The 16,792-nt window shown below is 74.1% G+C and carries 15 protein-coding genes; 5 read left to right on the plus strand and 10 right to left on the minus strand.

Annotation, left to right across the window (positions count from 1 at the left end; all coding sequences use genetic code 11):
• Positions 1–65: 65 nt before the first annotated feature.
• The 4 genes from QUG92_RS13320 to QUG92_RS13335 form a co-directional block, all read right to left on the minus strand.
• Positions 66–308: a hypothetical protein gene (locus QUG92_RS13320; protein ID WP_289459390.1), complete on the minus strand. Its 243-nt coding sequence runs from the start codon at positions 306–308 to the stop codon at positions 66–68.
• Between the two features lie 111 nt (positions 309–419).
• On the minus strand, positions 420–1,163 hold the full coding sequence (locus QUG92_RS13325; RefSeq protein ID WP_182047173.1) for a lysophospholipid acyltransferase family protein: 744 nt from the start codon (positions 1,161–1,163) through the stop codon (positions 420–422).
• 110 nt (positions 1,164–1,273) lie between these two features.
• Entirely contained in the window at positions 1,274–3,142 is a 1,869-nt protein-coding gene (gene recQ / locus QUG92_RS13330) for a DNA helicase RecQ (RefSeq protein WP_289459391.1), read from the minus strand.
• An 11-nt stretch (positions 3,143–3,153) separates the two neighbouring features.
• The gene (locus QUG92_RS13335; protein WP_289459392.1) at positions 3,154–4,257 is read right to left on the minus strand and encodes a CPBP family intramembrane glutamic endopeptidase; all 1,104 of its coding nucleotides are present in this window, start codon (positions 4,255–4,257) and stop codon (positions 3,154–3,156) included.
• A 36-nt stretch (positions 4,258–4,293) separates the two neighbouring features.
• On the opposite strand from QUG92_RS13335, the gene QUG92_RS13340 reads away from it, so the two are divergent.
• Complete coding sequence (locus QUG92_RS13340) at positions 4,294–5,232, plus strand: EamA family transporter (RefSeq protein ID WP_289459393.1); 939 nt, start codon at positions 4,294–4,296, stop codon at positions 5,230–5,232.
• Positions 5,233–5,258: 26 nt separating this feature from the next.
• Here QUG92_RS13340 and QUG92_RS13345 read toward each other — a convergent pair whose 3' ends face one another.
• Positions 5,259–5,732 (minus strand): GNAT family acetyltransferase, encoded by a 474-nt coding sequence (locus QUG92_RS13345; RefSeq protein WP_289459394.1) that lies wholly within the window; start codon positions 5,730–5,732, stop codon positions 5,259–5,261.
• A gap of 109 nt (positions 5,733–5,841) precedes the next feature.
• Here QUG92_RS13345 and QUG92_RS13350 point away from each other — a divergent pair, with 109 nt between their 5' ends.
• On the plus strand, positions 5,842–6,648 hold the full coding sequence (locus QUG92_RS13350) for a class E sortase (protein ID WP_289459395.1): 807 nt from the start codon (positions 5,842–5,844) through the stop codon (positions 6,646–6,648).
• Complete coding sequence (locus tag QUG92_RS13355) at positions 6,645–6,821, plus strand: hypothetical protein (protein ID WP_182047193.1); 177 nt, start codon at positions 6,645–6,647, stop codon at positions 6,819–6,821. The genes QUG92_RS13350 and QUG92_RS13355 overlap by 4 nt, the downstream gene beginning before the upstream one ends.
• Before the next feature lie 50 nt (positions 6,822–6,871).
• Here QUG92_RS13355 and QUG92_RS13360 read toward each other — a convergent pair whose 3' ends face one another.
• The 4 genes from QUG92_RS13360 to QUG92_RS13375 all read right to left on the minus strand — a co-directional run bounded on the left by QUG92_RS13360 (position 6,872) and on the right by QUG92_RS13375 (position 13,016).
• Positions 6,872–9,931 carry an AAA family ATPase gene (locus QUG92_RS13360; RefSeq protein WP_289459396.1) on the minus strand — a complete coding sequence of 1,020 codons (3,060 nt, stop codon included), beginning with the start codon at positions 9,929–9,931 and terminating at the stop codon, positions 6,872–6,874.
• Positions 9,931–11,094, minus strand: coding sequence for a metallophosphoesterase family protein (locus QUG92_RS13365; protein WP_182047178.1), 1,164 nt, complete (start codon positions 11,092–11,094; stop codon positions 9,931–9,933). Before QUG92_RS13365 ends, QUG92_RS13360 begins: the two co-directional genes overlap by 1 nt.
• A gap of 94 nt (positions 11,095–11,188) precedes the next feature.
• Positions 11,189–12,394: a S24/S26 family peptidase gene (locus tag QUG92_RS13370; RefSeq protein ID WP_289459397.1), complete on the minus strand. Its 1,206-nt coding sequence runs from the start codon at positions 12,392–12,394 to the stop codon at positions 11,189–11,191.
• Between the two features lie 19 nt (positions 12,395–12,413).
• Complete coding sequence (locus QUG92_RS13375; protein ID WP_289459398.1) at positions 12,414–13,016, minus strand: M73 family metallopeptidase; 603 nt, start codon at positions 13,014–13,016, stop codon at positions 12,414–12,416.
• A 244-nt stretch (positions 13,017–13,260) separates the two neighbouring features.
• Between QUG92_RS13375 and QUG92_RS13380 the strand changes: the two genes are divergently transcribed.
• Together QUG92_RS13380 and QUG92_RS13385 are read left to right on the plus strand one after the other, a co-directional pair.
• Positions 13,261–13,827: a MarR family winged helix-turn-helix transcriptional regulator gene (locus QUG92_RS13380; RefSeq protein WP_182047181.1), complete on the plus strand. Its 567-nt coding sequence runs from the start codon at positions 13,261–13,263 to the stop codon at positions 13,825–13,827.
• A gap of 60 nt (positions 13,828–13,887) precedes the next feature.
• A complete protein-coding gene (locus QUG92_RS13385) occupies positions 13,888–14,397 on the plus strand; it encodes a mycothiol transferase (RefSeq protein ID WP_069712460.1) in 510 nt (169 codons plus the stop codon).
• A gap of 74 nt (positions 14,398–14,471) precedes the next feature.
• Here the strand turns inward: QUG92_RS13385 and QUG92_RS13390 are convergent, their stop codons facing one another.
• The gene (locus tag QUG92_RS13390; RefSeq protein ID WP_289459399.1) at positions 14,472–16,568 is read right to left on the minus strand and encodes a DEAD/DEAH box helicase; all 2,097 of its coding nucleotides are present in this window, start codon (positions 16,566–16,568) and stop codon (positions 14,472–14,474) included.
• Positions 16,569–16,792: the final 224 nt, after the last annotated feature.

Genomic DNA, 16,792 nt, shown 5'->3' on the forward strand with positions numbered 1-16,792 from the left:
GCGCACGTCGAGCGCGGGCGCACGTCGAGCGCAAGCGCACGTGCGTGGTCACGGCGGCGGTCCGGTCAGGCGCGGACGAACCCCTCGCGCGCGATGCGCTCGACCTCGGCGGCGACGGCGTCGACCACCGCACGGGTCAGGGCACCCGCGACGGCCTCGACCAGGGCGAGCTGGTCGACGGCGACCGGGTGGCCTGCGACGGCCGCCGGGGTGCCGGTGCCGTCCCGGGAGCCGGGCGCCGGCGCTCCGGCGTCGTCCCCGAGGTCGGCTCGTCGAGCGACGGCGTCGAAGAGCGGAGTGGTCGACAAGCTGCTGCCTTCCGATCGGCGGCGGATCCGGGGCCGTCGACCGAGGTGTACACGCGGCCGACGCGCCCCCGATTCAACCACTGGTATGCAGCATGTGCAATAGGGGACCGATCAGTCCGGCTCGACCGCCTGCGTCGGGTCGTCCCGGCGCAGCGCCTGCTTCACCCGTTCGACGATCGTCGTGGGCGGGTTGTTGTAGGTGCCGGCGGGCTCCTGCCCGCTGAGCTCCTGGATCGCTGCCATCACCGCGTCCGTCGCGTGCCGACGAGCCCGACCGGAGGACGCCTCCCCGAAGCCCGTCAGGTCCATCGGCTGGCCGAACTCGACCGTGACCCGGGCGAGCCGCGGCAGCCGTGAGCCGACGGGCTGGACGTCCTCCGTGCCGGTGAGGGCGACGGGCACCACGGGCGCCCCGCTCGTCAGGGCGAGCCAGGCCACGCCCGTGCGGCCCTTGTAGAGCCGGCCGTCGAGGGACCGCGTCCCCTCGGGGTAGATCGCGAAGGCCTCGCCCAGCTCCAGGCGCTCGAGCCCGAGGTCGAGCGCGTGCTGGGCGGCCGCTCCGGCGCCGCGTTCGACGCCGATCGCACCGATGCCGCCGAAGAACGCCCGCGACACCGCTCCGCGGAAGCCGGTGCCCGTGAAGTACTCCTGCTTCGCGAGGAAGGACACCTTCCGCGGGGCCAGGAGGGTGATCGCCGGAGAGTCGATGAACGACCGGTGGTTGCTCGCGAGGATGACCGCGCCGCGCTTCGGGACGTTCTTCCGGCCGATCACCCGGGGACGCCAGAGCAGTCGCGCGAGCGGGGTCACCACCGTGCGGCTGAGCGTGGTGGTGATCGTCGTCGAACCGGACACCCGGGCCTCCTCGTGGACAGGGGTTCCGAGTGTAGTGAGCGCCCGCAGCACCACATGCCCCGAACGGCATGCACCCGTGATCGGCGTCAGATGCCCGGCGATCCAGTGGCTCAGTCGTGCGCGGCGACGACGTCGAGCACCGCTCGGCCGTAGCGTTCGAGCTTCGCGCCACCGACGCCGGAGATCTCGCTGAGGGCGTCCTCGTCGGTCGGCTTGACCGCGGCGATCCCGCGCAGCGTCGCGTCGTTGAACACGACGTAGGCGGGCACGCCCTGCTCGCGGGCCTGCGCCGCACGCCAGGCTCGCAGCGCCTCGAAGAGTCCGAGTGCCTCCTGCGGCATGTCCGTCACCGGCTGCCGTCGCGACCGCGACGCCCGGGAGGCCTTCACGGGGTCGCGACGCATGAGCACCCGGGTCCGACCGCCGAGGACCTCGGCGCTCGTCGGGCTGAGCACCACCGTGCCGAACCCGTCACCGGAGACCGCCGCGTACCCCTGCGCGAGGAGCTGCCGGGCGACCGCGCGCCACTCCCCCTCGCCGAGGTCGCTGCCGATGCCGAAGGTCGCGAGGGAGTCGTGCCGGAGCTCCTGCACCCGCGGCGACTGCTTGCCGACCAGGATGTCGACGAGGTGCGCGACGCCGTACCGCTGGCCGCGCTCGCGCTCGAGTCGGACGACGGTGGACAGGAACTTCTGCGCGGGGACGGTGCCGTCCCACGGCTCGGGCGGCGCGATGCACGTGTCGCAGTTGCCGCACGGCGTCGACTCCTGCCCGAAGTAGGCGAGCAGCCGGACCCGGCGGCACTCGATCGTCTCGCAGAGCGAGAGCATGGCGTCGAGGTGGGCACTGAGCTGGCGCCGGTGGGCGGCGTCACCCTCGGACTGGTCGATCATCCGGCGCTGCTGCACGACGTCGTTCAGGCCGTAGGCGAGCCACGCGGTCGACGGCAGCCCGTCGCGTCCGGCACGGCCGGTCTCCTGGTAGTAGCCCTCGACGGACTTCGGCAGGTCGAGGTGCGCGACGAACCGCACGTCCGGCTTGTCGATGCCCATGCCGAACGCGATGGTCGCGACCATGACGATGCCGTCCTCGCGCAGGAACCGGGACTGGTTGCGTTCGCGCACCTTCGCGTCGAGTCCGGCGTGGTACGGCAGTGCGGGGATGCCCTGGTCGGCGAGGGCGGCCGCGGTGCGCTCGACGGAGTTGCGGGACAGGCAGTAGACGATGCCGGCGTCGCCGCGGTGCTCGGTCTTGATGAAGGTGAGGAGCTGCTGCAGGGCGCCGGTCTTCGGCTCGATGCGGTACTGGATGTTCGGACGGTCGAAGTCGGCCACGAAGTGTGCGGCGTCGTCGAGCCCGAGCCGTCCGGAGATCTCGCGGTGGGTCTGCGGCGTCGCCGTGGCGGTCAGGGCGATGCGCGGCACCGTCGGCCACCGCTCGTGCAGCACGCTGAGCTCGAGGTAGTCCGGGCGGAAGTCGTGCCCCCACTGCGCGACGCAGTGCGCCTCGTCGATGGCGAACAGGGCCAGGCGCGCACGGTCGAGCAGCGACCGGGTGGATTCGAGCCGCAGGCGCTCGGGCGCGAGGTAGAGCATGTCGACCTCGCCCGAGACGATCGCCCGCTCGACCCGGGCACGTTCGTCCGGCCCCTGTGTCGAGTTCAGGAACGCGGCCTTGACGCCGTTCGCAGCGAGGGCGTCGACCTGGTCCTGCATGAGGGCGATGAGGGGCGAGACGACCACCCCGATGCCGTCGCGCACGAGCGCGGGCACCTGGTAGCAGAGCGACTTGCCGCCGCCGGTCGGCATGAGCACCAGGGCGTCGCCGCCGCCGACCACCTGGTCGATGATCGCGGCCTGTTCACCACGGAAGTCGTCGTAGCCCCACACCCGGTGCAGCACGTCCAGCGCGGCAGCCTGCGACGAGGACAGCGCTGCCGCCCGCGATGCGGTCGGCGCCGCCGCCTGCGTGGTGCTCATGACACGACAGCCTACGTGCGGGCAGCGACACCCGAGGAGCTGTCCACAGGGACGGAGCCGGCCGTCTCCGGGTCGCGCGCCGGCGCGACGTCCCAGCCCGTGCCTCCCGGCCGGGTCCACCGACGACCACCCGCCCAGACCGGCGCGGTCCCGCGGAAGCGTGGTGCCTCGCTGCCCGCGAAGCGGCGGTCCAGCCCCCGCCACGACGCGAGCACCTCGACCATCCCCCAGAACGCGAGCGACGTGCCGAGCGTGATGAGCCACCCGACCATGGTGCCGTTCGACGAGTCGAGGTCGATCTTCGACCACCCCGGCGCCTGCAGCACGAAGATCATGATGTTGTTGAAGGCGTGCTGCAGGACGGTGGCCTCCATGCCGCCGGTCCGGAGCACGATGATCGCCGCGACCAGCCCGAACGAGCCGACGTCGAGGATGCCCCACACGTTGTAGCCGTTCGGGATGTGCAGCAGGGCGAAGACGACGGTCGAGACGGCCACGGCGACGACCGTGCCGACGACGCGGAGCGGGATCCACGAGCCGATGGTCTGCATCAGGAACCCGCGGAAGATGTACTCCTCCGCCGCGCCCTGGAACGGCACGAGCAGCAGCACCAGCACGATGGTCAGGGTGAGGGTGCCGAGCGAGACGGTCGACTGCCCGATCGCGTCGTGGTCCCACCCGAGGCCACCGTCGAACGAGAACATGCCCCACGTCTGCACCAGGAACATCGCGATCGCGATGACGAGCGTGGGGAGGAGGCACCAGAGCGTCCAGCGCCAGCGCACCCGGAAGCGGGTGGACGACAGGATGCCGGCGGGCCCGACGCGCGCGATCTTCACCGCGAGCAGGATGCCCGGCAGGAGCACGACCAGCGACACGAGCGACAGGGACAGGACGAGCGGGTCCGTCGGGTCGAGGGCACCGCTGGACAGGTCGTCCTGCAGGCCCATCAGCCCGTCCGCACCCTGCGACGCCCCGATCGGCACGAAGTAGGCGACGGCGATGACGACCTGGCTCGCGACGTACCACCCGACGAGGAACGCGAGGGCGACCAGCGGGCGCCACCAGCGCCAACGGGCATCGACACGGGGCAGGCGGTGGTACGGAACACTCACGCTCCGGAGGCTACCGGCCCGGGCAGGATGGGAGCCGTGCTCACCGTCCTGCTCGGCCTGACCGGCGCGGTCGTCTACGGGGCCGCCGACTTCCTCGGCGGCCTCGCCGCGCGTCGCGTCCGCGCGGTGCGCGTCGCCGCCGCGGCCGCGGCGGTCGGCCTGCTCCCCCTGCTGGCCGGGGTGCCGGTGGTGGGGGCCGGCTTCTCCGGGCAGGCGGTCCTCGCCGGGGTGGCGGCCGGGGTCTCGGGGTCGGTGGCGGTGCTCCTGCTCTACCGCGCCCTCGCCGTCGGCCCGATGAGCGTCCTGTCGCCGTTGACCGCGGTGTTCGCGGCCGTCACGCCCGTCGTGGTCGCCCTGGTGCGCGGGACGGTGCTGTCCGTGCCGGCGTCGGTCGCGCTGGTGGTCGCGGTGGTCGCGGTGGTGCTCGTCGCGGCCGTGCGGGACGCCTCCGGCGCACGGGTCACCGTGACCGGCGTGGTCACGGCGGCGGTGGCGGGGTGCGGCTTCGGCGGGATCGTGCTCGCCTACGACGCGGTACCGGCCGACGCCGGGGTCGCGTCGCTGCTGGTCGCGCGGGTGGTGCAGACGGTCGTGCTGGGTGCGGCGGTGGTCGTGGTCGCGCTGCTCCGGAAGGGAGGCCCGGCGGATCCCGGCACGACGGCCCACCCCGGGCGGTCTGCCGCGGTCACCACGCGCTCGTCGCGCTCGTCGCGCTCGTCGCGCTCGTCGCGCCGGACCGTCGTCGCCGTCGTTGCCTGCGGGCTGCTCGACGCGCTCGCGAACGCCTGCATCCAGGCTGCGCTGCACGTCGGGACGGACGACGCGACGCTGCCGGTCGTCAGCGTCCTCAACGCGCTCTACCCCGTCGGCACGGTCGTGCTCGCCGGGGTGGTCCTGCGCGAGCGGCTCACCGGCGTGCAGTGGACGGGCATCGCGCTGGCGTTCGCAGCCTCGGTCGGTCTCGCGCTCGCCTAGGTCGGTCGCGCGCTCGCCCAGGTCGCTCAGTCGTCGGCGATCAGCCGCTTGCCGAGGGACACCGCACGGTCGGGGGCGTACCCGAGCGAGGCGTAGAAGCCGAGCACCTGCTCGTTGCCCTCGCGGACCTGCACGTTGATCTTCGGGCAGCCGCGGTCGGTCAGGAGTCGCTCGAACTCGGCCATGAAGGCGCGCCCGAGTCCGGTCCCCTGCTGGTCGGGTCGGACCGCGAGGTAGTTCACCCAGCCGCGGTGCCCGTCGTAGCCGGCCATGCCGACGCCCACGAGTCCCGGCGCCGCGCGGCCCTCGCCGGTCTCGACGGCGCTGTCCTCGACGGCGCCGTCCTCGACCGCGACGAGGAAGAGCTCGGGCTGCTCGGCGACCTTGCGCGCGATGTCCCGCCGGGGGTCGTTCCACGGACGGACGAGCCCGCAGGCCTCCCAGAGCGCGACGACCGCCTCGGCGTCGTCGGACCGGAACGGGCGGAAGATCGTGGTCATCCCGCCACGGTAGCGCCGCACCGTGCACCGCCCGGTCCGTCCACACCCCCACCGGCTCGTCGTCGTGGTCTGCTATACCTGTTCGACCACCACCTGGATCAGGAGCACCGTGACCGCACACGACACCGCCCCGTCGCGCAGCTCGGAGCGCGACGCCGAGGACCAGCGGCCGCCACGGCGCACTCGACGTCGCCAGTCCGTCGGCGGAGCACTCGTCGCACTGCTGGCCGAGCTCCTCATCATCGCGGGCGCCGGCACCGGGCTCTACGTCGCGTGGACCGCGTGGTGGACCGACGTCGTCGCCGTGAACGAGCAGACCAAGCTCGTCGACGACCTCGGGCAGAAGCAGGCACCGAAGCTCGAGGGCTCGGAGCACCGCGGCGAGGCACCGGTGCTCGCCGAGCCGCCGGAGCTGACGGACGTGTTCGGGACGATGCAGATCCCCCGCTTCGGCGCGGACTACCTCCGCCCGATCGGCGAGGGCACGGACCGCGAGCGCGTGCTCAACACGATCGGCCTCGGCCACTACCAGGACACCGCCATGCCGGGCGCCGAGGGCAACTTCGCCGTCGCCGGACACCGCGTGACCTACGGCAAGCCGCTCAACCAGATCGCCGACCTGAAGCCGGGCGACCCGATCGTCGTCCGGGTGACGGACAAGGCGAAGGACTTCGACGTCTGGTACGTCTACAAGGTCACCGACTCGCAGATCGTGACGCCGGACAAGATCGAGACGATCGCGCCGGTGCCGAACCAGCCCGGGGTCACGCCGACCGCCGAGGACCGCTGGCTCACCCTCACCGCGTGCCACCCGATGTGGTCCGCCAAGGAGCGGTACGTCACGCACGCCAAGCTCGACTACTGGATGCCCGTCTCGGAGGGCACCCCCAAGGAACTCTCGGAGACGCCGAAGTGATCTTCCCGTTCGTCTGGCGGATCCTGCCCGGCCCCGCCGCCCTGAAGGTCCTCGAGCTGCTCGTGCTGCTCGCCGTGATCGTCTACGCGCTCTTCACCTGGGTGTTCCCGTGGATCGCCGCGGACATCCTGCCGCCGCCCGACGGCACGGTGGACGCCACACCGTCGCCGTAGCCGTAGCCGTGACGGCTCCTGCCGGAGCACCGTCGTGACGGAGCTCCGGCTCAGACGGTCGTCGTGACGCGAGACCCGCCGTCCGGCGTGCGCCGGACCGCGATCCGCTCCGGGATGCGCTGCTTGAGCTCCTCGACGTGGCTGACGATCCCGACCTGTCGGCCGCCAGCGGTGAGCCGCGCGAGCTGCCCGATCACGTCGTCGAGCGTCTCGGGGTCGAGCGTCCCGAAGCCCTCGTCGACGAACAGCGTGCCGAGCGACACCCCGCCCGCCTCGGCCTGCACCACGTCGGCGAGCCCGAGCGCGAGGCAGAGGGAGACCGTGAAGGTCTCGCCGCCCGACAGGCTGCCGGGTGCACGACGGGTGTCGGTGCTGTGGTCGTGGACGGCGAGGGCGAGACCGGTCCGACGGGCTCGGGACCCGGCCTCGCGCTCGTCCGAGGTCTCGAGGGTGAACCGTCCCGCGAGCATGCCACGGAGGCGGTCGTTGGCCGCGGCGACGACGTCCTCGAAGCGGCGCATCAGTACGTAGGTGCCGAGCGTGATGCCGGTCGGGTTGACCCCGGCGGCGCCGTTCGCGACGTCGGCCAGACGGACGACCGCACGGCTGCGCGCCGAGAGGGCGTCGCGGGACCGGACGGCGCGGTCGAGGTCGGTGGCGCAGCGCGCGCTCGCGTCGGCGCGGTCGGTCGCGCTCACCGCCGCACGGGTGGCCTCGTCGGCCTGCTCGACGGCGGCGCGGTGTGCGGCCCGGGCAGCCTCGGCGTCGAGGTCCTCGTCGGTGTCCTCGGCGGCGGCGACGACCCCGGGTTCGGCGAGACCTGCCTCGACCACGGCGTGCTCCCGCTCGGCGGCGGTGACCTCGGTCCGGAGTGCCGACGCCTGCTCGGTCGACAGCACCGCGGTCCGGGCCGTCTCCAGGGAGTCGAAGTCGTGGTCGGCGAGCGTCCGTGCCACCTCGACCTCGCGCTCGAGCACCGCACGTGCGGCGGCAGCGGCGCGCTCGTCCGCTGCGGACACGGCGTCGGCACGGGCGACGAGCGCCTCGAGCGCCTCCACCGCCGCGCGGAGCGACGGGACGGCACCGGCACCGGTACCGGCACCGGCGTCCGGCTCCTGGTCGGTGGTCGCCCACGGGGCGGCCAGCAGCTCCCCGGCTCGGTCGACGGCGTCCGCCACCGCCGCGGCGTCCTGCCCCAGCCGGTCCTCGTCCGCCGCGCTCGTGGCCACCAGGACCGCGCGGTCAGCCTGCACGGCGTGGTGCTCGCGCTCGAGCGCCCGCGTCTCGTCGTCGAAGGCGGTGCGTCGGCCCTCGAGCTCCGCGACGTGGACGGCGGCGTCGTGGGCGGTGCGGAGCCGCGCTGCTGCCGCCGCTGCCCGCTCGGCCAGGGTCGCGGCATCGGTGTCCCCCACGGCTGCGCGGAGCCGCTCGAGCGCGGCTCGCTCGACCGCCAGGTCCGTCGCGGCCTCGGCCAGGGCGGCCTCGGCGGCGCGGGTCGCAGCGGCGGCGGCCTCCACGCTGTCGGCGTCGGGGTGGTCGGACTGCGGCACGGCGACCGCCGGGTGCTCCACCGCGCCGCACACCGGGCACGGGTTGCCGGGCTCGAGTGCGGCGCCGAGCTCACCCGCCAGGCCGGCGATGCGACGGGCGCGCAGGGACCGCTCCGCCTCGAGGAGCTCCTCCGCACGCCGACGCCGCTCGGCGACGACCGGTTCGGCAGCGGCGACGGCGGCGACGGAGGCGTCCCGGGCGTCGAGGTCGGCCCGGAGCTGCCGCACCTGTTCCGTCTCGGCCCGCGCGGCCTCGGCGTCGGACGCCGCCGTCGCTGCGGCCCGGGCGTCCTCGACCAGGGCGGTCCGTCCGGCGGGGCGGGCCTCGAGCGCGACGTCGAGCTCGCGGATGCGCTCGGCGAGGCGTCCGGCCCGTGCGGCGGCGTCCGCCAGCGCACGTCGGCGCCCGGCGATCGTGTCCTCGACCGGCACCAGGTGCCGCACCGCTCCGAGGCACGTGGCGACGTCGGCGCGACGGGCGACCACGTCCGCCGTGTCCGGGATGCCCGAGCGGCGTCGCAGGTCGGACGCGGCTCCGGCGGTGTCAGCGGCCCGGGCGCGGGCGGCGTCGAGCCCGTCGGCGGAGGCGGTGACCCGCGCCGCCCGCTCCGCGAGGTCCAGACGCTCGCGTGCGGCAGCGACCCGGGGAGCCCGCTCGTCGAGCTCCCGGCGCCGGGCGAGGAGCGCGGCGCGTCGGTCGCGGGCGGCGAGCCGCGCGGCGACGTCCTGCTCGTGCGCGCGCGCCCGGTCGAGTGCGGCGACCGCGTTGGCGCGCCGGGTCACGGCCTCCGACGCCGCGGCCTGCAGCGCGTGCAGCGTCGCGGACACCGCGTGCTCGTCAGCCACCGCGTGGTCGTCGGCGGCCGACTGCTCGTCGGCAGCCGTCCCCGCCGCCTGTGCGAAGCGGGCGAGGGCGTCACGGACCCGGGCGTCGGCAGCCTCGACCTCGGCCTGCACCGCACGCCGTCGTGCCGCGAGCTCGTCGGCCGTGCGGTCGTAGACCTGCGTGCCGAACAGGGACTGCAGGAGCTTCCGGCGGTCCTCACCGGGCGACCGGAGGAAGCGGGCGAACTCGCCCTGCGGCAGGACGACGGTCTGCAGGAACTGCGCGCGGTCGAGCCCCACCACCCGGGTGACCTCGAGCCCGATCTCGGGGATGCGCGAGGACACGGGCTCGCCGATCGCGTCCGCCGGGTGTGCGAGGCGGAAGAGCTGGGCGGACGCCTGCTGCCGGACCGTCCCCGCCCCGCGCTGCTTCGGGCGGTCGTACTGCGGTGTCCGGCGCACCCGGTACACCCCCGCACCGGTCTCGAAGACGAGCTCGACGAAGGGCTCGACACCCGGGTCGGCGTGCTGGCTGTGCAGTCGGTCGTGGGTCGAGCCCTCGCCCGCGAGCCCGCCGTACAGGGCGAACACCACGGCGTCGATGATCGTCGACTTGCCGGAGCCCGTCGGCCCCTCGAGCAGGAACACCCCGGACGCGGCGAGCGCCGCGAAGTCGATGGTGACGAGCTCCGGGTACGGCCCGATCGCCCGGAGTTCGAGTCGGTGCAGGTACATCAGCGCCCCCGGTCGTCGTGCATCGCGAGCGCCGCCGCCTCGTACGCCTCGGTCAGGACCGCCCGGTCGTCGTCGTCCGGCGCGGTCCCGGTGGCGAAGGCGACGAAGTCGGCCGCGACCTCGACCGGGTCGGACGTCGCCGTCACCGGGCGCGCTGCCGGGCGCTCGGGGCGGTCGGCGGGTTCGTGGGTGATCGCGAGGGCGTGCGGCAGGTGGTCCTTCACCCGCGCGTACATGCGCTCGGGGTGCACGGCGTCCGTCACCGCGACCCGGACCCAGGCGTCCGCGTCGGCGCGGTGCGCTCCGGACTCGATCTCCGCGATGGTGGCACGCACGTCGACGAGCCGTCGTGGGACGGGCGTCGGCACGAGCTCGACCGTGACCGAGCCGTCCGCCGCCAGGTCGACCACCGTGACGCTCTTGCGCTGGTGTCGCTCGCCGAACGAGAACGCCAGCGGCGACCCCGCGTACCGGATCCGGTCGTCGGGCCCGACGCGCTGCGGACCGTGCAGGTGGCCGAGCGCGACGAGGTCGATGCCGTCGAAGACGGACGCGGCGACCATGTCGACCCCGCCGACCCGGATGTCCTGCTCGCTGTCGCTCGGTTCCGCACCGCCGACGAAGGCGTGGGCGACGACGACGCTCCGGGTGCCGGGACGCGTCGCGAGGTCGGCGCGGACGCGGTCCGTCGCCGCGCCGAGGACCGCCTGGTGCGACCGGGCGAGCGGTTCGTCCGGCACCGCGGCGAGGGCGTGCCGGGTGAGGTCGGGGTGCAGGTACGGGATGCCGTAGACCGCGACCGGGCCGTCGTCGTCGGTGAGCAGCACCGGGGTGCCGATGCTCGTCGGCTCGGCGAGGATCCGCACCCGGTCGTGCATCACACCGGACCCGAAGCCGAGCCGGCCGGCGGAGTCGTGGTTGCCGGGCGTGAGCACGACCGTCGCCGTCGCGGCCAGGCGTTCGAGCGTGCGGGAGAGCATCCGGACGGCGTCCACCGGCGGGATCGCCCGGTCGTAGACGTCACCCGCGATGACCACGAGGTCGACACCCCGGGCACGGACGGTCTCGACGAGGAAGTCGGTGAAGGTCGCCTGGTGCGCGAGCAGGTCCGCCCCGAGCAGCGTGCGACCGAGGTGCCAGTCGCCGGTGTGCAGGATCCGCATGCCGACACGGTAGCGGCGTCCGGGGACATCCCCGGACCGGCACCGCCGGGCTGTGGAGGACCTGCGGATGGCCGGACGCGGTGCAGGACCGGGGTCAGCGGACGCAGCTGGTCCCGTCCCCGAGGCCGATCCCCGCGAGGGACGAGTACCGGACGGACACGGGCGCGCTCGGCACGGCGGTCCACGAGCTCGCGTCGGTGGCCTGCACCCGGACCGCCCGGGTGGTCCCGAGGGCGAGCACGCTGCTCAGCCGGACGGACGCGGACCGGGCCCTGCCGTCGGTCGTCGCGAGCACGGCGCCGGTGTCGTCCGACAGGGTGAACGACCGAGGGTCGTCCCCGGCGTACTGCCACGCGATGACGACGGAGCCGCTCGCGTCGGCGCACGTCGGCGACGTCGCGGGCGCCACGACGGCCGCGGTGAGCCGCAGGTCGGTCGCCGTCGCCCGGCCGAAGGGCCCCGCGTCCGCCCGACCAGCGGGCAGCACGACGGACCCGCCCGCGGCGAGCACGACGAGCACGACCGCCCCGGCACGTTGGGCCCGGCCGCGATCCGCCCCGGCACGATGGGCCCGGTCACGACGGGCCCCGCTGCCCGTGCGCGCGACGGCACGGAGCGACCGACGGCTCGGGTCGGGACCCGCGCCGGACGGCGGGCCGACGTCGGGGTCCCCACGTGCCTCCCGGCCGGTCACCGCAGCGTCGGCGACGGGACCGGCGTGCCCGGCACGACGTGCAGCGCGGTGCGCGGCCGGCCGCCGGAGCGCCCCGTCGACGGTCGCGAGCGCGAGCAGCGCGACGACCACGAGGGTGAGCACACCGGTCTCGACCCACCGCCCCTCGCGGACCCAGAGGACCGGACTCGCGACGAACGGGACGCGGAGGGCGGCCACCCCGTGCACGGCCGAGCGCTCGATCGGGGTCGAGTCGGCCCGCGGGTTGGCGTCGCCCTTCGTGACGACCGTCCCGTCGCCGCCGGGCTCGACGAACCGGTGCATCCGCAGGCGCCCCGGGTGGTCCGGGTCGTCGGCGAGCAGCACCTGCCCGGGCCGGACCTCGGCCGGGGCAACAGGGCGCGAGACGACGACGTCACCCGGCAGGAGCCGCGGCGCCATCGACCCGGTCATCACCGTGGTCGGGTGCCAGCCGAGCAGCGCCGGCGCGGCCGACCAGACGGCGAGGCCGACGAGGGCCGCGAGGACCGCACGGGCCGCCGTCGCGACGACCACCCGAGCCCAGTCGACGGCGTCGTGCAGCCCGTCGTGCGGCGCAGCGCCACCGCGCACGGCGATGGTGACCATGACCGTACCGAGCCCGCCGCTAGTTGTTCTGGGCCTCCCACGTGAGGCCGATCGACGCGGTCGTGCCCTGCGCGGCGTTCGGCGTCGCCGCGGCCACCGAGTAGGTGACCCGGTAGACGCGCGTCTCGTTCGTGCCGCCGGTGGTGGTCCACGCGCCGAGACCGTTGCCGAAGCCGGTCGCCTGGGTGCCGAGGTTCGGCAGGCTGTCGTTGAAGAGCGTGCCGCCGGTCGCCGCCGGGGTGAAGCCCGCGCACGAGGCGAAGCCGCCGCCGGTCCCCTGCTCGATCTTGATCGTGGTGTTCGTGGCGAGCACGCTCGTGGTCTGCGGGCTCGTGGCGTACAGCTTCACGGTCGACGGCAGCGACCCGCTCGACGTCACCGTGATGCACCGGCTGTCGGTCGACCCCGGCTTGAGGTTCGTCGCCGCGAACAGGGCGGTGTTGGCCGTGGCGTCGTTCGACAGGGCGACGGTGCCGGCGGTCCAGTTGCTGGTCGGCGTGGACGTGGTGGCCGAGAAGGCCGAGTACGAAGCCGTCGAGACGACGACGCCCGACGCCACGAGGGCGGCGGGCACGGCGATCCAGGCCGCCAGACGGGCAGCACGAGGGGTGACACGGGACATGGTCGTCCTCCAGAGGGGTTCCTGATCGGTGGCGGCTCCGGACCCGCGGTGGTTGGTCGCGCTTCGGAGCCTGGTACTACGGCGATCAAGCTACTCGGCGACTGTACGAACGACAAGGAGCGGTGTGCCCCCATTGTTGGGGGGTATCTCAATCATTGAGATACTTGTTCGATGGACCGGTGACCCGGCCCCGCCCGCGTCCCGTCGATCGCCGCAGCGATCACCCACCCGAGAAGAGCCATCCGTGCCCGACGCCTCCCCCGTCCTCCCGCCCCGCAGCCTGCCGTCGACGTCCTCGGCCCCCGTCTCCCCCGACGTCGACGTCGACCCCGCGGCCGTCGTCGCGCCCGCGGGCGGCTGGCCCGGCGACCCGGCACTCGGTCGCATGGTGGAGGCCTTCCGGCTCCTGCAGGTCCGGCACGCACGGCTGCTGGCCCACGAGAGCGCGACCCGCGGGCTGAACGTCACGGACACGCGGTTCCTCGTGCACCTGGGTGCCACCGACGGGCACGCGACGACCCCGAAGCAGGCGGGCGACCAGCTCGAGCTGAGCACGGGCGCGATGACGTCGCTGCTCGACCGGCTCGAGCGGCGCGGTCTGGTCGAGCGCCGTCCGAACCCCGGCGACCGCCGCAGCATCCTCGTGCAGAGCACACCGGCCGGGCTCGCGGTCGCCCGCGAGGTCGGCGACACCTGGGCCGCGGTCTTCGGAGCGGCGATCGCTCCCGCGGACCGGACCGCCGTGGCGTCGGCGTTCGAGGCCATCGGCGCGTCCCTCGACGGACACCACCGGGCAGTCACCGCGCGCTGAGCGAGCGCCGGTGGCGACCACCGGAAGCGAGGTCGGCACGCCCCGCGTAGCGTCGGCCGCATGACCCCAGCGGAACTCCTCACCGAAGCGTTCGCCCGCGTGCCCGAGACCGTCGCGCGCGCGCTCGACGGCCTCTCCACGGACCAGCTCGCCGCCCGCCCGGCCGCGGGCGCCAACACGCTCGCATGGCTGGCCTGGCACACCGCCCGTGGGCAGGACGCACAGGTCGCGGACCTCGCGGGCACCGAGCAGGTCTGGACCGCGGACGGTTGGGTGGAGCGCTTCGGCCTGCCCTTCCCGGCCGAGGCGCTCGGCTACGGGATGTCCCGCGAGGACGTCGGTCGCGTGCGCGCATCGGCGGACCTGCTGAACGGCTACCTCCGCGCCGTGCACGAACGCACCGCGGCCTACCTGGCGACGCTGGGTCCGGACGACCTCGACCCCGTGGTCGACGACGCGTGGGACCCGCCCGTGACGCGCGGGGCCCGGCTGGTCAGCATCCTCGACGACTGCACGCAGCACGCCGGCCAGGCTGGCTACGTGCGGGGCCTGCTCTTCTTCAACCGCTGACACCGGTCCCACCAGACGGACGGGAGGCGCGGTGCCAGCTGGCACCGCGCCTCCCGTCCGTCGTCTGGTCGCGACTAGCGCGCGGCGAGCTCCGCCACGATGCCGTCACCGGGCGCCGCCTGCACGAGGTCCGCCTCGATCTCGGCGTTCTCGAGGATGCCCTCGATCTTCCGGATGCGACCGCGCGGGACGATCGTCACGACCGTGCCCTCCTTGCCGGCACGACCCGTGCGGCCCGAGCGGTGCATGTAGGCCTTGTAGTCGTCCGGGGCGTCGGCCTGCACGACGAGCGACACGTCGTCGACGTGGATGCCGCGCGCGGCGACGTCGGTCGCGACGAGCACGTTCACCCGGCCGCTCGTGAGCAGCTGCAGGTTGCGGGTGCGCCGCGACTGGTTCAGGTCGCCGTGGAGCGAGGTCGCACGGATGCCGGCGTCCTCGAACTGGTCGGCCAGACGCTCCGCGTAGGCGCGGGTGCGGGCGAAGACGATCGTCTTGCCGTCACCGGCCACGAGCTCCTCGAGGACCTGGTCCTTCTGGCGCTGCTCGACGACCAGCACGCGGTGGTCGATGGTCGAGGAGGCCTGGTCCTCGCCGGCGACCTCGTGGACGCTCGGCTCGTGCAGGAACTCGGACACCAGCGACGCGACCTGCGCGTCGAGGGTCGCGCTGAACAGGAGCTTCTGCGCCCGGTTGCCCTGCGGCGTGACCTCGGCCGTGGCCGAGAGGATCTCCCGCACGGGCTCGAGGAACCCGAGGTCGCACATGTGGTCGGCCTCGTCGAGCACGGAGACGACGACCTCGCTGAGGTCGAGCTTCCCCTTGTTCATCAGGTCCTGCACGCGACCGGGGGTGCCGACGATGATGTCGACACCGCGCTCGAGGGCGCCCTCCTGGCGGCCGTAGGGCACACCGCCGTAGATCTGCGTCGTGAAGAGGCCCACCGAGCGGGCGATCGGCTGCACCGTGCGGTCGATCTGCAGGGCGAGTTCGCGCGTCGGGGCGAGGATGAGCGCGCGCGGGGCGCGGCCCATCTTCCGCTTCGTGCCGCCGCCGTGCTCCATGAGCTTCTCGACGAGGGGCGCACCGAAGGCGATGGTCTTGCCGGAGCCGGTGCGGCCTCGGCCGAGCACGTCCTTGCCGGCGAGCACGTCGGGGATCGTCGCGGCCTGGATCGGGAACGGGCTCGTGGCGCCCATCTCGGCGAGCGTGCGGGAGATGTTGCCGCCGATCCCGAGGTCGGTGAAGCTCACGCCCTCGACGTCGGCCGCGACGGTCGCCTCGGCCTGGAGCTTCTCGAGCTTGACGTCGTCGGCGGGGACGTACGAGCCGCGGGAGTCGTCGCGGTCGCGGCGGGGAGCGCGGTCCTCGTCGAACGAGCGGCGCTGGGGGCGGTCGTCGCGGTCGGAGGAACGACGCGGGGCGCGGTCGTCGCGGTCGAAGCGACGGGGAGCACGGTCGTCGCGGTCGAACGAACGGCGCTGACGGTCGTCCTGGTCACGACGGGGAGCACGGTCGTCACGGTCGAAGCGGCGGGGCGCGCGGTCGTCATCACGACGGGGAGCACGGTCGTCACGGTCGAAGCGGCGGGGCGCGCGGTCGTCATCACGACGGGGCGCACGGTCGTCACGGTCGAACGAACGGCGCGGAGCACGGTCGTCGCGGTCGAACCGACGCGGAGCACGCTCGTCGTCACGGCGCGGGGCACGCTCGTCACGATCGAAGCGACGCGGAGCGCGGTCGTCACGGTCGAACCGACGGCCACCACGGTCGTCGTCACGACGCGGTGCACGGTCGTCGCGGTCGAAGCGACGCGGGGCACGGTCGTCACGGTCGAACCGACGGCCACCACGGTCGTCGTCACGACGCGGTGCACGGTCGTCACGCTCGAACCGGCGCGGGGCGCGTTCGTTGCGGTCGAACCCGCGACCACCGCGGTCGTCACGGCGCTGACCACCGTCGCGCGGCTCCCAGTTCGGGCGGGCCGGACGCTCGCCCTGCGCCTCGCGGCCGCGGCGCGCATCGGCGTCCCAGCGCTGCTTCTGCCGCGGCTGCGACGGGTCGGCGGCGCGGTAGCCGCGGTGCTTGCTGGAGCGAGCGGCGGGGGTGCCGTTCGCGTGGCGGACTCGGTCGTCGGCACGCTGACGCGCGCCCTTGTCGTACGGGGCCATGACTTCTTTCCGGGGTGCAGACGTCCGCGTGCCCGGCAGCGACGTCGGCGCAGGCTCATGAGGCGGAGAGGGGGTTCTTCCCGTCGCGGTTCGACGTGAATCCAGCCCTCGAACAACACACACCCGAGCAAAGGCCGTGATCACAGTGTCACGGCGTCGAAGGCCGACCGAGTGAGTCTACGCGACCCGGCGCGCGCCCGCCAGCCCCGGGGCGGACGTGAGCC

The organism is Curtobacterium citri (assembly GCF_030362955.1).
In the GTDB taxonomy this organism is placed as follows: Bacteria; Actinomycetota; Actinomycetes; order Actinomycetales; family Microbacteriaceae; genus Curtobacterium; species Curtobacterium citri.